Source organism: Pseudomonas sp. RIT288 (assembly GCF_000631985.1).
In the GTDB taxonomy this organism is placed as follows: domain Bacteria; phylum Pseudomonadota; class Gammaproteobacteria; order Pseudomonadales; family Pseudomonadaceae; genus Aquipseudomonas.
The window spans coordinates 400,625-416,502 of the sequence record NZ_JFYN01000042.1 but is presented as its reverse complement, the minus strand read 5'-3'; the positions used below and the strand labels follow the sequence as shown (position 1 = coordinate 416,502).

The window sequence follows — 15,878 nt, the reverse complement described above, 5'->3', positions numbered from 1 at the left end:
TATGAATGCGTTCTATAAGACTCAAGTTGTTGCTGCACTCGCGTTGATCTTCTGTGGCCATGTGTTTGCGGCTTCAGATGTTGCACGCTTGGGCCGGGATCTCACACCGATCGGTGCAGAAAAAGCTGGTAATGCCGATGGCTCGATTCCTGCCTGGAATGGTGGTCTGACAATGAACAAAAATGCCTTCGATTTGGCGAAGGGCTACAAAGACCCCTATGAGGCGGACAAGCCACTACTGACGATCACCGCAGCCAACTCGGCGAGCTACAAGGACAAAATCAGTGACGGACAGTTGGCCATGCTGCGCCGACACCCCGATACCTGGAAGATGAACGTCTATCCTACCCGTAGGTCCGCATCCTTCCCGCAATTCGTGTACGACGCAGTGAAGGTGAATGCCGAACACACCAAGCTGACAACGGATGGCAACGGCGTATCGGAAGTAAAGGTGGCTACGCCTTTCCCGCTACCGAAGTCCGGCCTGGAAGTGATTTGGAACCATTTGCTGCGCTACCGTGGAAATGCGGTACAGCGAACCAATGCCGGGGCCAACATTCAGGCGGGGGGGAGCTATACCCTCAACAAAAACCGCGATCTCTATCTCTACAATCGGGACTTTCGTGACGACGGCTCAACTGAAGGGAATATGCTCTTTTATTACCTTCAGGAGACGCTGGCCCCACCGCGCGATGCCGGTGTAGTACGGCTGATTCAAGATACCGTGAACCAAACTGTCTCCCCGCGGCAGTCCTGGGTGTACACACCGGGCCAGCGTCGCGTTCGGCGATCTCCTACTGTCGGCTATGACACTCCCACCGCAGGCGGTCTGATGACGGTGGATGACGTAGACATGTTCAACGGTGCTCCGGATCGTTTCACTTGGGAGATCGTGGGCAAGAAAGAGATGTATGTCCCATACAACAGCTACCGGTTTGCCTCTCGCACCAACACATACAAGGACATTATCCAGACGGCACACGTCAATCCGGATCTGACTCGCTATGAGTTGCACCGCGTGTGGCACGTGCGGGCCAAGTTGAAGCCGGGGATGCGCCACGTTTACTCCCAGCGCGACTTTTACTTCGATGAAGACTCCTACCAGATACTGGTAGCTGAAAGCCGCGATAGCCGAGGTGAGCTGTGGCGTCTCGCCGAGACCTACACCATAAATTATTACGACCATCAAATTGTGTGGTCCGCAGGTGAAGCGCAGTACGACCTCATCTCTGGACGCTACACGATCAATGCCCTTGCGCAGGAAGAAACGCCCGTCAACTTCGACGTAAAGCCCGATCTGAATGAGTTTACTCCGGCCCGTCTGAGGCAGGCCGGTGTGCGTTGACGCACTTCTTTGTCACTCAACTTCAATAGTACCGGGGGAATTCAATAATGCTTCGTCGGCAGTTACTGACAAACACATGCGTTTTACTGGGAGGGATTACCGCCAGCGGGTTGGTAAGTGCGTTGACGGGAGGTGATAAGCCACTCCTCACTTTCCCGCTCACGTCGCACCAGGCCCAGCTTTGCCTGGTGTTATCAGACCTCGTCATTCCCCGCACCGACACACCCGGTGCAGTGGATGCGGGCGTTCCCAATTTCATCGAGAGTCTGGTGTCCGATTGGTACACCCATCGAGAGCGAACGATCTTCCTTGATGGGCTCACTGAGCTCGATAAGTACTGTCTGAAAGAGTTTGGTAGCGACTTCCTGAACTCCACGTCGGCGCAACAGGCGGTCAGCCTGCAAGACGCCGAAACCATCGCGCAGGCATACGCGAAGGCGCATCCGAAACCGGTTACCCCCGCCACTTTGATGGGTAAGGGAGATATCGATCAAGAGGCACCCTTCTTCACCAAGCTTAAGGAGTTAGTAGTGGTTGGCTACTACACCTCCGAAACTGCTTCCAGCACGGAAATGCAGTACTTGCCTGTTCCAGGCAGATACGACGGTGAGGCAACCCTGCAAGCGAGTGGTGGGCGCCAGTACATCTGGTGATTTCCCAGCCGCAGCGCGTAATGCGCTGCGCTCGGCAGCTATTTAATGGTGAGTTATGCAGACTGATTTTGATGCAATTGTCATAGGCTCAGGGATCACTGGCGGCTGGGCCGCAAAGGAACTCTGCGAGAAAGGTTTAAAAGTTCTTGTGCTGGAGCGCGGGAGGGAAATCAAGCATGACATCGACTACAAGGGCATGTTTCAACCGCCATGGAAGATCCCTTTCGGCGGCAAGCCCCTACGTGACCTTTACGACTCTGAATATCCTGTCCAAAGTAAAATTTACGCTTTTGACGAAACCACCCGCCACTTCTTCAATAACGACAAAGCCAATCCTTACGCGTTTAACCCAGAGAAGCCGTTTGTATGGATTCGTGGCGGTGTGCTAGGTGGCAAGTCGTTGGTATGGGGGAGGCATGTCTATCGTTACAGCGATCTGGATTTTGGAGCCAACAAGAAAGATGGGCATGGCTGCGATTGGCCCATTCGCTATGCCGATATCAAGGACTGGTACAGCTACGTAGAAAAGTTCATCGGTGTGAGCGGGCAGAAGGAAGGTTTGCCGCAGCTTCCGGATGGGGAGTTCCAACCCCCGATGGAAATGAACCATGTCGAGAAAGTTTTCGCAAACAAGGTTAGGGAAACCTTCGGCGATTCGCGCTGTGTGACCATGGGGCGAATGGCCATTCAGACCCAACCGCAAAACAATCGAGGTGCTTGTACCTACTGCTACAAATGTGAGCGTGGCTGCACCTTCAAGGCATATTTTAATAGCATTGTCTCGACGTTGCCGGCGGCCAAGGCCACGGGCAACCTGACGCTACGTTGCGATAGCGTAGTCGAGAGTATCGACTACGATCCCACAACCAATCGTGCTTCAGCTGTACGAGTGATTGATGCCAATACTCGTCAAAAGCTGAGGTTCACATCAAAGATGGTATTCCTCTGCGGCTCGACTATCGGCAGTACGCAGATCCTGCTCAACTCCAAGAGTGAGTCTTTCCCCAATGGCCTGGGTAACACCAGCGGGGTATTGGGACGTTACTTGATGGATCACACCTACGGTAATGGCGCACTCGGGGTGATGCCTGGCTATTTGGACAAGTACCCCTACGGCTATCGTCCCAACCAGATCTACATCCCGCGCTTCAAAAATCTCAGGGAAAACGATCAGCCCTATCTACGTGGCTATGGTTACCAGGCAGCGGCTCAACGTCTGGGCTGGAACTCCAAGTTCTCGATGGTTCCGGGGATCGGAGCGAAGTTTAAGGAGGCCATGAAAGGACCGGGCCCTTGGATTATGTATGTAGCGGGATTTGGTGAGGTTCTTCCGAACCATGAAAACCACATGTTCCTGCATCCGACGAAAAAAGATTCGTACGGCATTCCATTGGCGTGCTTCGACTACGTCTATAGAGAAAACGAGAAGGCGATGATTACGGATATCGTTTCCGAGGCGCACCAGATGCTGGCAGCGGCGGGGGCGGTGATGATCCAGGATTTCTCCGGCACGCCTCCTGGCGCAAGCGTCCATGAAATGGGGACGGCACGTATGGGGCACAACCGCGAGGACTCGTTCCTCAATCGATGGAATCAGAGTCACGAGGTGCCAAACCTGTTCGTGACGGACGGTTCCTGCATGACCTCTGCCTCATGCGTGAATCCTTCGCTCACTTTGATGGCGCTCACCGTCAGGGCCGTGGATCACGCCGTCACCGAATATCAGTCAGGTCGCATCTAACCAGGAAGCTCGGTGTACATATGAAAATGATTCGTCGCTTGTCGCTCATCCTGCTTCTTTTCGTGATATGCCTTGGCGCCTTTGTCTATTTCTTCCTGCGTTCGCAGGGGATGTTTCGCGAGCCGGAATATGATCAAGATCGTCCTACTGATGTGAAGGTCAAGATGCCAGCAGTCCTGGTGTTCGACAAAACCAATGGCTTCATTCACAAGGATGCGATACCTGCTGCAAATGAGATGCTCAGCCAGTTGGCGAAGAAGAATGGCTGGTCTCTCTACCACACCGATAATGCAGCTGTGCACAATCCGGACGACCTGAGCAAATTTCAGACAGTGATCTGGAACAACGTATCCGGGGACGTACTGACCGAGCCGCAACGTCAAGCTTTAAAAACCTACCTGAGCAATGGTGGGGGGTTTGTAGCATTGCATGCCTCAGGTGGAGATCCCAAGTACGCTTGGGATTGGTATGTAAAGGATCTCATTAAGGCTCAGTTTAAAGGGCATCCGCTGTTCCCGCAGAAGCAATCCGGCACGCTGGTTGTCGACTCTCCTGACGACCCGATAGTTGCCCACCTGCCATCCAGATGGGTGATGGATGATGAGTGGTATTCGTTCGACACAAGTCCACGTCCAAGGGTGGAGGTGCTGCTAAGCATCGACGAAACAAGTTATTCGCCGAAGATGGCCGGTACCGATATCAGTATGGGTATCGACCATCCGATGATTTGGAAGCACTGTCTCGGAAACGGGCGAGCGTTTTACTCTGCGTTGGGGCACTACGCTGAAACATATCGAGACGTGAATTATTCACGTTTGGTAGAGCAGGCGATCATTTGGGCAAGCGGCAAGAGTGGCGCTCCTTGCAAAGCATCAGTTGCAAATTAACGAACACTCTGACATTGGGTTGGGTTTTTGATGGTCGATAAAGTCAAAGTTGAAAAGCGGGGCCGTGTTTTGTGCATCGGGTTCAATCGCCCTGAAAAAATGAACGCGATGGACATTGATCTCTACATCGAGCTGGCTGTGGCTTACGGCATCCTGAATACTGACCCAACACTGCGCTGCGGCGTGCTGTATGGCGAAGGGAAAAACTTCACCGCTGGCTTGGAACTGAAGCAGTGGGCCGGTCAGTTCGCTAAGGGGGGCTTTCCCGAGCTTCCAGCAGGCGCCTGTGATCCTTTTGGCCTGAATCAGTCACGCCGGGTAAGCAAGCCGATTGTCGTGGCCGCCCATGGAATCTGCTACACACTTGCGCTGGAGTTGATGCTGGCTGCTGATATCAGGGTTGCTGCTGACAATTGTCGCTTCGGCCAGATCGAAGTGCAGAGAGGTCTCTATGCCGTAGGCGGCGCAACGGTTCGATTCGTCCAGAACATCGGCTGGGGGAATACGATGCGTTACCTACTGACCGGCGACGAATTTGACGCAAATGAAGCCCATCGTATGGGGTTGGTGCAGGCTGTATGCCCTGCTGGCCAGCAATTCGAAGCGGCGATGCAAATTGCAGAACGAATAGCCCGGCAGGCTCCACTGGGCGTCGCGGCGACCCTCGGAAGTGCCCGTTTAGCGATTAATCAAGGTGAGCAAGTTGCGATGGATCAGTTGATTCCGGATCTATTGCCGATCCTTGCGAGCGGCGATTTCAAAGAGGGAGTCAATTCCTTCCTGGAACGTAGGGCTGCGAATTTCACTGGATTCTGAAAACCCTGACCTCAGAGTGGGGGCGTCAAGTGTAAGCGGTCGTGAGTAGTGTTTCTCGCCTGTAACTAAGAAAGCTAACTTGAAGGGTAATGGAAACGTTGTGTCAGAAGTCTGAGTCGGGGAGGTTAGTTCCTCTTTTTTGGGCACACCTCGATAGCGTCAGGTGGACGCGCTATCGAGGTGTGGCAACGAGGTTGTATTTTCCCCCGGCGCGACTGGCTAGCTCTCGGTCGCCGCTAGGGACGCAGACCGTGGTCTGAACAATGCTGAAAAGTAGCCAAAAGCGAACATGCCGACAATAATTAGTTGCAGCCATATACCTGAACCCGGCTCGCCTCCAGTTAGGTAGTGGAAGTTAACCGTGGTCAGAAGTGTAAAGCTTAGAATTCCGGCGACGGCCAGTAACGGGCAAACAGTGGTCCTGAAGCTGAATTCTTTGCGGCGAAGGAAAAAATATAGAACCGCGATGCTTGTCAGCGACATCAGGATTAGCATGGCATACGTGCCAACTCCGCCGACCTGGGCGTAGAGGAGGCTGGGGTCTGATTTGATGAAAGCCAGGGTTGCCAGCGCCCAGCCTAAGGTACAACTGAGACTGGCGACATAAGGTGACATGTGTTTAGGATGGATTTTACCGAACTTATGCGAGATCGCTCCATTGCGGCTCAGCGAGTAAATATATCTCGCCAGCGCATTATGCGCCGAGAGCAGGCACGCGATGGCGGAAATGATTAGAATCCCTCTGGTTATGTCGACGCTGGTTTTACCCATGTAGGTCGCCATAGCGTTCATAAACAGGTTAGCCGTGTCCTTGTTGGCGGCTTCCATAACATTGTCTACGCCATAAGCCGTTATGGTCATCCACGCACTGAATGCGTAGAAACAACCGATGAAAAGGACGGCTGCATAGGTTACGAATGGAATGGTTTTTTTCGGATTTTTTACTTCGTCCCGATAAACTGCGGTAGATTCAAAGCCGATGAAGATAATGATCGAATACAGAAAGGCAACTGTGAAGTTGCCGTCGAGGAAGTGGCTGGGCGAGAGTGGTTCTACAGAAAAGTTCTGGCCATTGTTAGAGAATGGCACGATTAAATTAAAAATCAGTACGACGGCAATCTCTGCGAACATAGTAAGAGTCAATATCTTTGCCGAAAGGTCAATGCGCAGGTAGGACAAAAAGCCGGTTATCATAAATGAAAGCATGCTGCCTACGTACCAGGGAACACCGCTGATGCCAAAGACTTCGGATAGAAAGCTGGAAAACACTGGCCCTATCAACGCAACGGTGCAGAACCCCAGCGTGAAATAAGCAAAGACCGCAACAAATGCCGTACCATTGCCTATTTTTATGCCACAAGCTTCGGCCACATAAGCGTAGAACGCGCCAGGCTTAGTCACATGCTCTGACATGGCCACGAAACCAATACTGAAGCTCAGCATCAATACGGTTGCTGCCAAAATCAATAGCGGTGCGCCAATCCCTCCTCCTTGAATAACGAATGGAATCAAGCTGCTTACCGAAGTTACGGGAGCTGCGAATGCCAGAACGGAGCAGAGTAATTCCCAGCCGGATATTTTACCTTTGAGAGCTTGTGTGCCCGGAGCATAAGTGAGCTCAGGGGAGATTATATATGTCGCACGCGAGGGCTTAAATGCCCCGTCTAAGTCGTTCATTGACATCACCTGGTTATAGACGTTGAGCGGCAGTGTCGGCATGCGAGAGATAATTCGCTAAATAATAATAGTTGTATAAGCGCTCCACCATGCCGTCCTACGACTATCCATGATCTATCAGTGATGCACATCAACCTAAGGTATGAGGCAGTGCGAAATCAGATCTGTAGCGTCCTGTACTTAAAGGGGGGGGCGGTGGCGCACACACGACCTCCTCAACCCTTAGCTAACGTACACCCATTAACAATGAAATTACCTTGCCCCTGCTATCGACCTGGAGCTTTTCGAAAATGTGCAGGACGTGGGTTTTAGTGGTCGGTAGCTCCATGCCGAGCCGCGTTGCGATAGACTTGTTGGATTCTCCCGACACTATGAGCTCCACCACCGCCCGTTCTTTAGGCGTTAGTTTGTAGCGAGACTCAAGCTCCGCGTTCATGTTAATAAGTCTGACCGAGGGTAGAATAGAAAATGCATATTGCAGGTATTTGTGCACTTCCTTTAAATCGCAAGCCCCCATGTTGTTTTCTCTACTGCTTTCTTGGTGCAGCAGTGCGGCCGAAGCCACAGGAATTCCGCCTGCACAGAAAAGCAGATCCATTTCTTCTCGAATTTTATATTTACGGAGAAAAGGATAATACTGTTCTAGCAAATTTTCGTCGTGTTTCTCTCGGGCATTCGATAGGGTCGCAAAGTGTGTTGCTGTTTCGATCAGTAGGTCGGCACGAAGCGGATCGGCGTGATAGTAGCGGTCATAATATTCAGTGATCATTTCCTCATCTGCGCCCAATTGAAAATGAGGTGGTTTGCTTCGGCTGTCGTGATACCACGTGAACACAACGGCCGAGCATCCCGTGGTTTTTTTCAAGAATTTGACCGTGTTTTGCGCGTACTCTCGGCATCGTGTACTAAGCTCGGCGTTATGCATCAGGGGTACCTCGTATTGCATTGCACGAAATTAAAGCGCCAGGGGGTATATCTGCCATCTGATGGTGCAGTGCCTGCCCATTGAAGCGATTCTTACAGCGCTATAACGCTACTCAGCATGATGCGTGCCGTCTTTGTACCGAATGATGTGGTGCGAACTCATCCTTAAGATGGATGTGCATTTTGTTATGTTGCGATAGCTTGATTGGAAGTCTTCTATCTGACTTTATGAATCCCTAAGTTTTAATCTGGAGGATATATGTCTCTTATTCACCTGCCTTCCAATTGCTCGATTGATGAAGTTATCGCCTGCTTGGATGCTGAAGGTTACTGCATTATCGATAACGCTGTGAGTGACGCGGTTATAGATGCCGTCAACGATCAAATTCAACCATACCTGGATCGCACTCCTGAAGGTGAGAACAATGCCGTAGGTACGCTTACTCGCCGTTGCGGTGCGGTACCTGCCCGCTCTACTGCATCTCACGCTATGGTTATGCACCCAACCGTGCTAGGAGCGACTAGAAAGTTCTTGGGTAGAAATGCATCTGCGGTGCAGCTTAACCTGACCCAAGTCATATGCATTGATCCGGGTCAGAAAGCTCAGTTTCTTCATCGTGATGAAGGGGCCTGGGATTGGTATGATCATTTTCCTGTAAACTTCCATATTGAAGTAAGTACCATCTGGGCGATGGATGATTTCACCGAGGAAAATGGCGCAACACGCGTTATCCCCGGGAGTCATAAACATAACTTGCTTCCTCTGACTTTTTCTCAGGCTGACACTTTCGCAGCTGAGATGAAAAAGGGATCAGTGCTCGTTTATACCGGCAAAACCATTCATGGCGGCGGTGAGAACAAGTCGCAAGCTAGCCGCCGTGCTCTGAATATTGATTACTGTGTGGGTTGGGTCAGGCAGGAAGAAAATCAGTACCTGTCAATTCCCTTGGAGGTGGCGAAAAACTTCACGCCGGAACTCCAGCGTCTTATCGGTTATGAAATGGGTGGGGCAAGCGTCGGCTATGTCCGGGAGTACGAGGATCCCCGTGTGGCGCTCTACCCCGAGCAGCCGTTTGGTCAAAAATTCTTTATGGAGTTACTGGAGAAAAGCTCACATTTCTCCAACATTGGACGTAGTGTTTACGATTATGTGAAAAAGTAGTTGATTGCCGGTATTAACTAGCTAGGCCCGGATACATAGGGCCTGGACGGCTTAATTTTCAGGGACGCTGCCTCACACTGTTTGTGCGCCTGTGGCTGAAATACGGACACAGTCAAAAGATTAGTCTTCGGCAAAGCGGTGAGCGTCCCTTATGAGTGCGCTGAGCTTGGGCTGCAGGTTCCGAGATTGCCTGACGGTCCGGGCGGCCCACTTGCCAAATTTCCGCATTTATACTGCCCTCATTGCCAGCTCTGGCGGTGTAACATACAAATTATCCGAACGATCGTTTGGTAGTGTAATAGCGATCAACTGTCGTTCGACTAACCCCATTTGAATCCTCTCATGCTGGCAAGGCGCAATGTAACGATGCCCTTTCCGGACTTTATCGTAATGGCCGCAATTCAATGTTGAGGCCGCTAGGGCTGTGACGTGATATGTTAAAAACGATTGTTAGCAAGAGGGTTTTAGTTGAATTGGCTTTGATGGCTGGGGTCTTTTCCCTCTGCACTGGTGAATTTGCCATGATGGGACTTCTCTCAAGCTTTTCAGCGGCTTTCTCCATACCTGAAACTCAAGCAGCCAATCTTATTAGTGCCTATGCCATCGGTGTGGTGATCGGCGCTCCCATCATGGTGTTTGTCGGGGTGTATCTGAGCAAGCGGAACCTTATAGTGTTCCTGTTGGGCGTATACACGGTCGCAAATGCACTCAGTTTTTTCTCTACGAACTATGAACTGCTTCTATTTTCCCGTGTAATGGCGGGCTTTCCGCATGCTGCGTACTTTGGAGTGGCCGCTGTGTTGGCTGCCTCGAACGCGCCGTTCAATAAAAGGGGCAAGGCGGTAAGCCGAGTTTTAATGGGCGTCACCGCAGCAATTCTTCTGGGCGCGCCAGGTGCAACCTACATTGGTCAGGAGCTGGGCTGGCGGTGGATTTTTGCCGGGATCAGCTTTGCCAGTCTAATTGGTCTTTTCTTATTACATCGTTATGCGCCAGATATGAGCAAGGAGCCGCCCCTTAATGTAAAGCACGAACTGGCTTCTTTTGCTAATCCGCAAGTGTGGTTGACACTGGGTATTGCAGCAATTGGGTTTTCGGGCATGTTTGGAGTGTACAGCTATCTAGCACCCATCATATTGAATGTTACGCGGCTTGAAGATTATTGGATCGCACCAATGCTGATTTTTTTTGGTGTGGGTACGCTGGTAGGGAATTACGCCGGTGGATGGCTATACGACCGCTTCAAGTTCGCTTCTGTTAAGATAATTTTAACTTTCAGTCTCATAACTTTATTGGTATTCCCGCTGCTTGCCGGCTCAAAGATTGGTGTGGCTGTTGCGACTATGGCGCTCGGATGTATGATAGGTCTATGTCCGGCGCTGCAGATGCGGCTTATGGATGTCTCCAAACATGGCCAACAATTAGTCGCAGCAAGCAACCATGCTGCGCTGAATGCTGCTAACGCACTTGGGCCTTGGCTAGGTGGTATGGCTATCACTGCCGGATTTGGCTGGACCTCTCCAGCGATAATCGGAGCTGCTATGGCGTTATGCGCAAGCTTTTTATACTGGACTGCCAAGCGCTTGAGTTGACAGTTTGCCTGGCGCTCCAGCGGCTCAATCAGCCCCTTCAGATGGGGCTGATAGAGTATGGGGTTATTACGTGCCCCGCCCGGTGCTTTCAAACGGTAACTAATGCGCGCAGGCGCCCTAAAGTCCACGCTCATCAGAGTAGGGGCCCTCGATGGCCAACGGTATGAATTTCCCGGCGCAGTCTGGGATTTGGCTGGAAAGCTCTTCAGTGAGTCTGGCGTAATGGACGCCCACGTGCAGATGATTGGCCGGTGGTCAACGCTGTATCAGCGCTTTAGTGATTGGTGCAATCTCGGGTATTCGGCCAGAGGCTGAAGCGACTTCATATCGGATTGAGCGCGCAAGGGTTAATCGATCTGGGAGCCTGGCTGACTGGCTCCACAGCGGTGCGCGCAATTCGGAGCTCTTCTGGCGCTGGAAAAAGGGCGCTGATGAGTCACCACGCGTTCGGACTTATCTGAAGCGTCCTGACGACCAAGATCCACATCCGCTGTTATGCCAATGGCATATCGCTAAGCTTTCTATTGTCAGGAGGGCAAGCCAGCGGTATCGCCTATGCGCAGCCGGTGCGGGATAAGGCTTACATCGTTAGTGTGCGCGGTCATCCCGCAAATGCTTCGATGGTTGCTGTCTGACTAGGGCTGTGACGCCGAGGTCCAGGGTTATTACTGTGACCCTTACCGAATGCAGTCGGTGATCCCGCTGCGTGGCATGAAGCGCAAACCGAAACCGGGTCTGCCCAGGCTGTTTGATCATACCAAGTACCGGTAACAGCACATGTTTGGCCGGTTGAAGGAAGATCGCTGCATCGTTACGCGCTTCGACAAACTCGCGAAAAATTATGCGCGGATGGTTTCACTGGATTGTGCCATGCGGTGTTTTAAACAGTACTTTTCGTACCAAACCTAGGCTTTGTGATATACGGTTTTGGGTGTTGTCAGGATGTGCGTTGTCAGAACGAGCGCATAGTCAATGGCCTGATTAAGGTGAGCTTCTGAACCATCCCAGTGCCACCAACTTCCAATGCTGTCCAGCGTCTTTCGAACTACTCGCGCGTCCTGAGTACAGTTAGCGTGTCCTAAGTCGCGTGCGACAGCACAGTACATCTGATCGCAAAACTCTTCCCAGTCATTAACTTCTCGTCGTAATTCCGGATCCAGTGAGCTATTTACTTTGTCAGTAGCAATCAGTATGTCCCAAAGATCGTTCTCAGGTTGAGACAGCTGTTGCGTGACATGAAATGCAACTAGGGATGCCCAGTACTCCTCAGCGCATGTGCAGCCATGCAGTGCCTGGCGTAGACTTTTTGAGAAGTTGTTGTAGTGTCGATGAAGTGCCGCGGATACTATTTCATCCCGGCCGCCTGGGAAGTGAGAATATATTGTAGGAGGTTTGACGCCCGCTGCTGATGCGAGTGTGCGCATCGACACATTAGCGATGCCTTCACTCGTCGCAACTCGCAGGAAAGAGTTCAGAATGATCTGCTTACTTTTAGTTAGGCTGCCCCAATCGAATGTGCCGATGTATTTGTCAAGCATGGAAATCATGCTATTAACATTGTCAAGCTTGGTCATGGCGGCTGCTACCTGTTTCAGCGATGGGCCGAATGGTACACAAGGGGAGTATATGATTCCACCAAAACCTGATTGACTAGCCCTGAGTTAACCAGGAGAGCCTGAGGCGACTCCCTGGTAAACCTAAGTCAGTGATGAGTGCGCCCAAGTCGCTCATACGTGCCTGGACGTGCAAGTTTATAATAGAATGCCAACGCAATACCCAAGATCATAATTGCCCCCAGGCTGTATAGCATCCATGTACGTTGTCCGGGTTCACCGCCAACCAACAGTTCAAAGTTTTTCTCAACGAGGTAAACAAGGCCCGTAAAAAAGATAGTTGAAATGGTCGGGGCAACCAGAGACTTTAATACACTGGCGTTTTGGCTACGGCCTCTCTTGAAGTACCAGGAGAGCGCAGATAAGTTGACAAGCGTGAGTAGGATTATTATGCCGGCGGTGCCAACCCCAGACAGTTGGCCGTACAGCAGGTCAGGTTTAACCTGCAATACAATAAAAGGTAGCATCACGGATAATACTAGTAGCGACACGGCTAGCGAAGCGATGTAAGGTGAAGAGTGATTGGCATGTACTTTGCGAAGCACGGAAGGCAGCGCACCGTCTGTGCCCAAGTTATAGAGATATCGGGAAAGTACGTTATGTATGGACAGGATGCATGCAAACGAGGAGGTCAATATCAATGCTGAAATAAAAACATGAAATTTTCCGCTTACGTATTTACCGAATGCATCATTAAACATATTGGCTGGGGAGTTAGCTGCTACCTCTTGGATGCTAGTCCCATAAGCTATGATCATTGCATATGCGCAGAATGTGTAAATTACGCCAATAAAGATAATTGCGCCGTAGGTGGCCATTGGAATCGTTTTGTCTGGCATTCGCACTTCGTCTCTGAACAGCGCAGTCGCCTCAAACCCCATGAAAAACGAAACTACGAACAGCATGGCAAACGGCAGGTTTACCGAATCCTTTGTCAGCTCTGAGGGCGACAAGGGGGAGGCCGCGGTCACCGAGCTGTCGCCACTGTTGGACAGTACTCCCAAAGCGAAAATAATGCATATTATGATTTCCGCGACCATGACCCAAGTTAGAATCTTGGCGGAAAGCTCTATATGGAGATAACCCATGATGGCGACGGCAAACCAGCAAAGTAGAGCGTAGACGTACCAAGGATATGAGGTTCCGGAAATCTCTTTATGTAGATCTGCCCCGGATACACCGAAGTATGCGGCCACGCCGGTTAGAATCAGAAAGTACGATACAGCGGCCATCAGTCCTGAGCCAAGACCTGCAGGCTTTCCAAGTCCATAGCTTATGAAGGAATAAAAATCTCCCGGGCGTTTGACTTCAGCGTTGAGTGTCACATATCCAATCCCGAAGATTAGAATCATTGCTGTAACGAAAATGAACGCGAGCGGACTGCCCACCCCCCCGAACATGAGTGCGACAGGAATGTATCCTGATACCGTGGTCAAGGGGGCTGAAAAAGCCAGAACTGTGAGAGCTAAGCTGAATGCTCCCATCTCACCGGCGAGCTTTTTGTGTTTGGAAGGTGCATCGATTTGCAAAGCCTTTGCCTGCGCTGTTGTCGTCATTGCTATCTCCTGGGATATCTATTGATTCGATTCTGTTTGGCGGGCAGAGATATACAATTAAAGATATTTTTATAATAAGTTTTGGTGAATTTCGTTATACAGGTACTTCGTAATTATTTTCAGTTTGGCGAAAGTGGTCCTAACCCCATTAAGGAAAAACGCCTTCCGAAAACCATAGTTCTCTCTTTATTCAGGTTGTATCAGTCGCGAATTCAGGGGTTAGGGGGAGGGGCACCCTTATTTGAAGATGAGTGGCAGCGTAATGTAGTTACGGATTCGGTCGTCGTTCATCGTGACTGGTTCTTCGGCCAATTCGATCCGTTTGAATCGCTGGGCGATTACGTCCAGAGAGGCCTGGACCTCGGCACGGCTGATCACCTGCCCAGCGCAAGCGTGTACGCCCACGCCGAACGAGACGTGCTGGCTCGCTTCTTGCGGTCGGGTATGATCGAATTGGTTAGGACGTTTGAATACAGTCTCGTCTCTGTTTGCGGCTGCGGTCATGAAGCGTATGCAGGAGCCCGCCGGAATCGTGACGCCCCGGATCTCGATATCCTCTGTCGGATAACGAGTGAACGACTGCTCCGGTGGGTTCAGACGTATGAATTCGTTGATCATGGCTTGGCGAACCTCCGGATTTTCCCGGTAAAGTTCAAATAAGTGCGGCTCGCGAGCAAAGTGTTCAAGAATAGACGCAAGCAGGTACGCCGGGTTCGGTGCGCCCGAGAAGTAAAAAAGTACCAGCGTCTGCAGGACCTCATTATATGTCATGTCGCCACTGGCCTCGAGAGTCAACATGGCATCAAGCAGACCATTACCTGGATTTTCGCGCTTTTCGTTGATCATTGCCTTGCATTTAGCGAATAACCATTCAAAGCCGTCCCGAGCGCGGTCTTTGTCGGCCTGAGTTGCTGCTGGGGTTTGCATGCCAACGATTTTCAAAGAGTTCAGCGTCGCGAGCTCGATTTCATCTTCGATAACGCCGAGTACACGGCACATAGTTATATGAGTGGGGACGACACAAATATGGTGGTGCGCTTCAATATAGCCATCGGGCTCTATCCGGTTTAGAGCTTCTTCGGTCACGCTGATAGTGTGTTTGACCCACTCTGCCACCAGTTTGGGTGTGAACCATTTGTTGGTGTGTCGCCGAGTAGTCGTGTGCTTGGGAGGATCATAAAACAAGATCGTATCCAAAAACACATGCCAGTTATGAGGTTTCACCCAGTCAGGTTCAACCATGCTCATAGCAGGGTGTTTTACGTACTTTATGTAGTCTTCATACCGCGAAATGATGTAGGTGTGTTCGTTTTCCTGGTACAGCGGGTAATCTCGCTGCAGTCGGGCGTACCAAGGATAGGGGTTTCGGCGAAAGTCGGGATGCGACCACGGTAGAATGTCATGTGTAATATTCATGCTTTATGCCCACTTACACTGTTGGATGTAATTGTGTCAATCCATGTGGTTGCTGCTAGAGTCAGCGACTTACCCATGGCGGCATCGTGCATACCGGTTTCACCCAATTGGGTGGCGCCAAGCGCTATCAACTTTCGCGACACAATGTTGATCGCATTATTGAAGTTGTTATAAGTGCTGTCACCGAGGCCAAATGCCGAAAACGTGATACCACTTAAATTTGGAGCATTTGAGTCAAGTTCGGAATAGAACGGCGCCGTAGTCTCCGGTAACTCACCTTCGCCATAGGTAGAGGTTACAATTACCAGGTGCGGAATTTTAGAAAGCTCCGTCACGTTCAGATTTTCAAGCGATTTAACATCTGTCTTAATCCCGCGAGCGTCAAGATTCGCTGCTATATCATCCGCAGCCATCTCTGCGTTCCCGCTCTCAGTGCCATAGGCAACGAGTACATCAAACATGGTCTCACCTTTCCTGTTAGTTAATTGGTTGAGTC

The 15,878-nt window shown here is 51.0% G+C and carries 13 protein-coding genes and 1 pseudogene; 8 read left to right on the top strand and 6 right to left on the bottom strand.

What is annotated here, in order from left to right:
- The first annotated feature begins 1 nt into the window (after position 1).
- The 5 genes from BW33_RS25330 to BW33_RS25310 are packed head-to-tail and all read left to right on the top strand — an operon-like array spanning position 2 to position 5,442.
- Entirely contained in the window at positions 2-1,345 is a 1,344-nt protein-coding gene (locus BW33_RS25330) for a DUF1329 domain-containing protein (protein ID WP_047602006.1), read from the top strand.
- Between the two features lie 47 nt (positions 1,346-1,392).
- Complete coding sequence (locus BW33_RS25325) at positions 1,393-1,998, top strand: gluconate 2-dehydrogenase subunit 3 family protein (protein WP_047602004.1); 606 nt, start codon at positions 1,393-1,395, stop codon at positions 1,996-1,998.
- Between the two features lie 55 nt (positions 1,999-2,053).
- On the top strand, positions 2,054-3,739 hold the full coding sequence (locus tag BW33_RS25320; protein WP_047602002.1) for a GMC oxidoreductase: 1,686 nt from the start codon (positions 2,054-2,056) through the stop codon (positions 3,737-3,739).
- Positions 3,740-3,759: 20 nt separating this feature from the next.
- Positions 3,760-4,626: a ThuA domain-containing protein gene (locus BW33_RS25315; RefSeq protein WP_052032761.1), complete on the top strand. Its 867-nt coding sequence runs from the start codon at positions 3,760-3,762 to the stop codon at positions 4,624-4,626.
- Positions 4,627-4,656: 30 nt separating this feature from the next.
- Complete coding sequence (locus tag BW33_RS25310; protein WP_047602000.1) at positions 4,657-5,442, top strand: crotonase/enoyl-CoA hydratase family protein; 786 nt, start codon at positions 4,657-4,659, stop codon at positions 5,440-5,442.
- A gap of 219 nt (positions 5,443-5,661) precedes the next feature.
- Here the strand turns inward: BW33_RS25310 and BW33_RS25305 are convergent, their stop codons facing one another.
- Both BW33_RS25305 and BW33_RS25300 read right to left on the bottom strand, forming a co-directional pair.
- Positions 5,662-7,119 (bottom strand): APC family permease, encoded by a 1,458-nt coding sequence (locus tag BW33_RS25305; RefSeq protein WP_052032760.1) that lies wholly within the window; start codon positions 7,117-7,119, stop codon positions 5,662-5,664.
- Between the two features lie 226 nt (positions 7,120-7,345).
- Complete coding sequence (locus tag BW33_RS25300; protein ID WP_160168826.1) at positions 7,346-8,044, bottom strand: helix-turn-helix transcriptional regulator; 699 nt, start codon at positions 8,042-8,044, stop codon at positions 7,346-7,348.
- Positions 8,045-8,302: 258 nt separating this feature from the next.
- Between BW33_RS25300 and BW33_RS25295 the strand changes: the two genes are divergently transcribed.
- The 3 genes and pseudogenes from BW33_RS25295 (at position 8,303) to BW33_RS30055 (ending at position 11,706) form a co-directional block, all read left to right on the top strand.
- A complete protein-coding gene (locus BW33_RS25295) occupies positions 8,303-9,205 on the top strand; it encodes a phytanoyl-CoA dioxygenase family protein (protein ID WP_052032759.1) in 903 nt (300 codons plus the stop codon).
- A 434-nt stretch (positions 9,206-9,639) separates the two neighbouring features.
- On the top strand, positions 9,640-10,797 hold the full coding sequence (locus BW33_RS25290; RefSeq protein ID WP_047601996.1) for an MFS transporter: 1,158 nt from the start codon (positions 9,640-9,642) through the stop codon (positions 10,795-10,797).
- Between the two features lie 102 nt (positions 10,798-10,899).
- Positions 10,900-11,706, top strand: a pseudogene (locus tag BW33_RS30055) (IS5/IS1182 family transposase).
- Here the strand turns inward: BW33_RS30055 and BW33_RS25280 are convergent.
- The 4 genes from BW33_RS25280 to BW33_RS25265 form a co-directional block, all read right to left on the bottom strand.
- On the bottom strand, positions 11,703-12,371 hold the full coding sequence (locus tag BW33_RS25280) for a TetR/AcrR family transcriptional regulator (protein ID WP_052032758.1): 669 nt from the start codon (positions 12,369-12,371) through the stop codon (positions 11,703-11,705). The pseudogene BW33_RS30055 and the gene BW33_RS25280 overlap by 4 nt on opposite strands.
- A 128-nt stretch (positions 12,372-12,499) precedes the next feature.
- Entirely contained in the window at positions 12,500-13,966 is a 1,467-nt protein-coding gene (locus BW33_RS25275; RefSeq protein WP_052032757.1) for an APC family permease, read from the bottom strand.
- 237 nt (positions 13,967-14,203) lie between these two features.
- The gene (locus BW33_RS25270) at positions 14,204-15,382 is read right to left on the bottom strand and encodes a cytochrome P450 (RefSeq protein WP_047601994.1); all 1,179 of its coding nucleotides are present in this window, start codon (positions 15,380-15,382) and stop codon (positions 14,204-14,206) included.
- Positions 15,379-15,843, bottom strand: a complete 465-nt coding sequence (locus BW33_RS25265; RefSeq protein ID WP_047601992.1) for a flavodoxin domain-containing protein — start codon at positions 15,841-15,843, stop codon at positions 15,379-15,381. Before BW33_RS25265 ends, BW33_RS25270 begins: the two co-directional genes overlap by 4 nt.
- Positions 15,844-15,878: the final 35 nt, after the last annotated feature.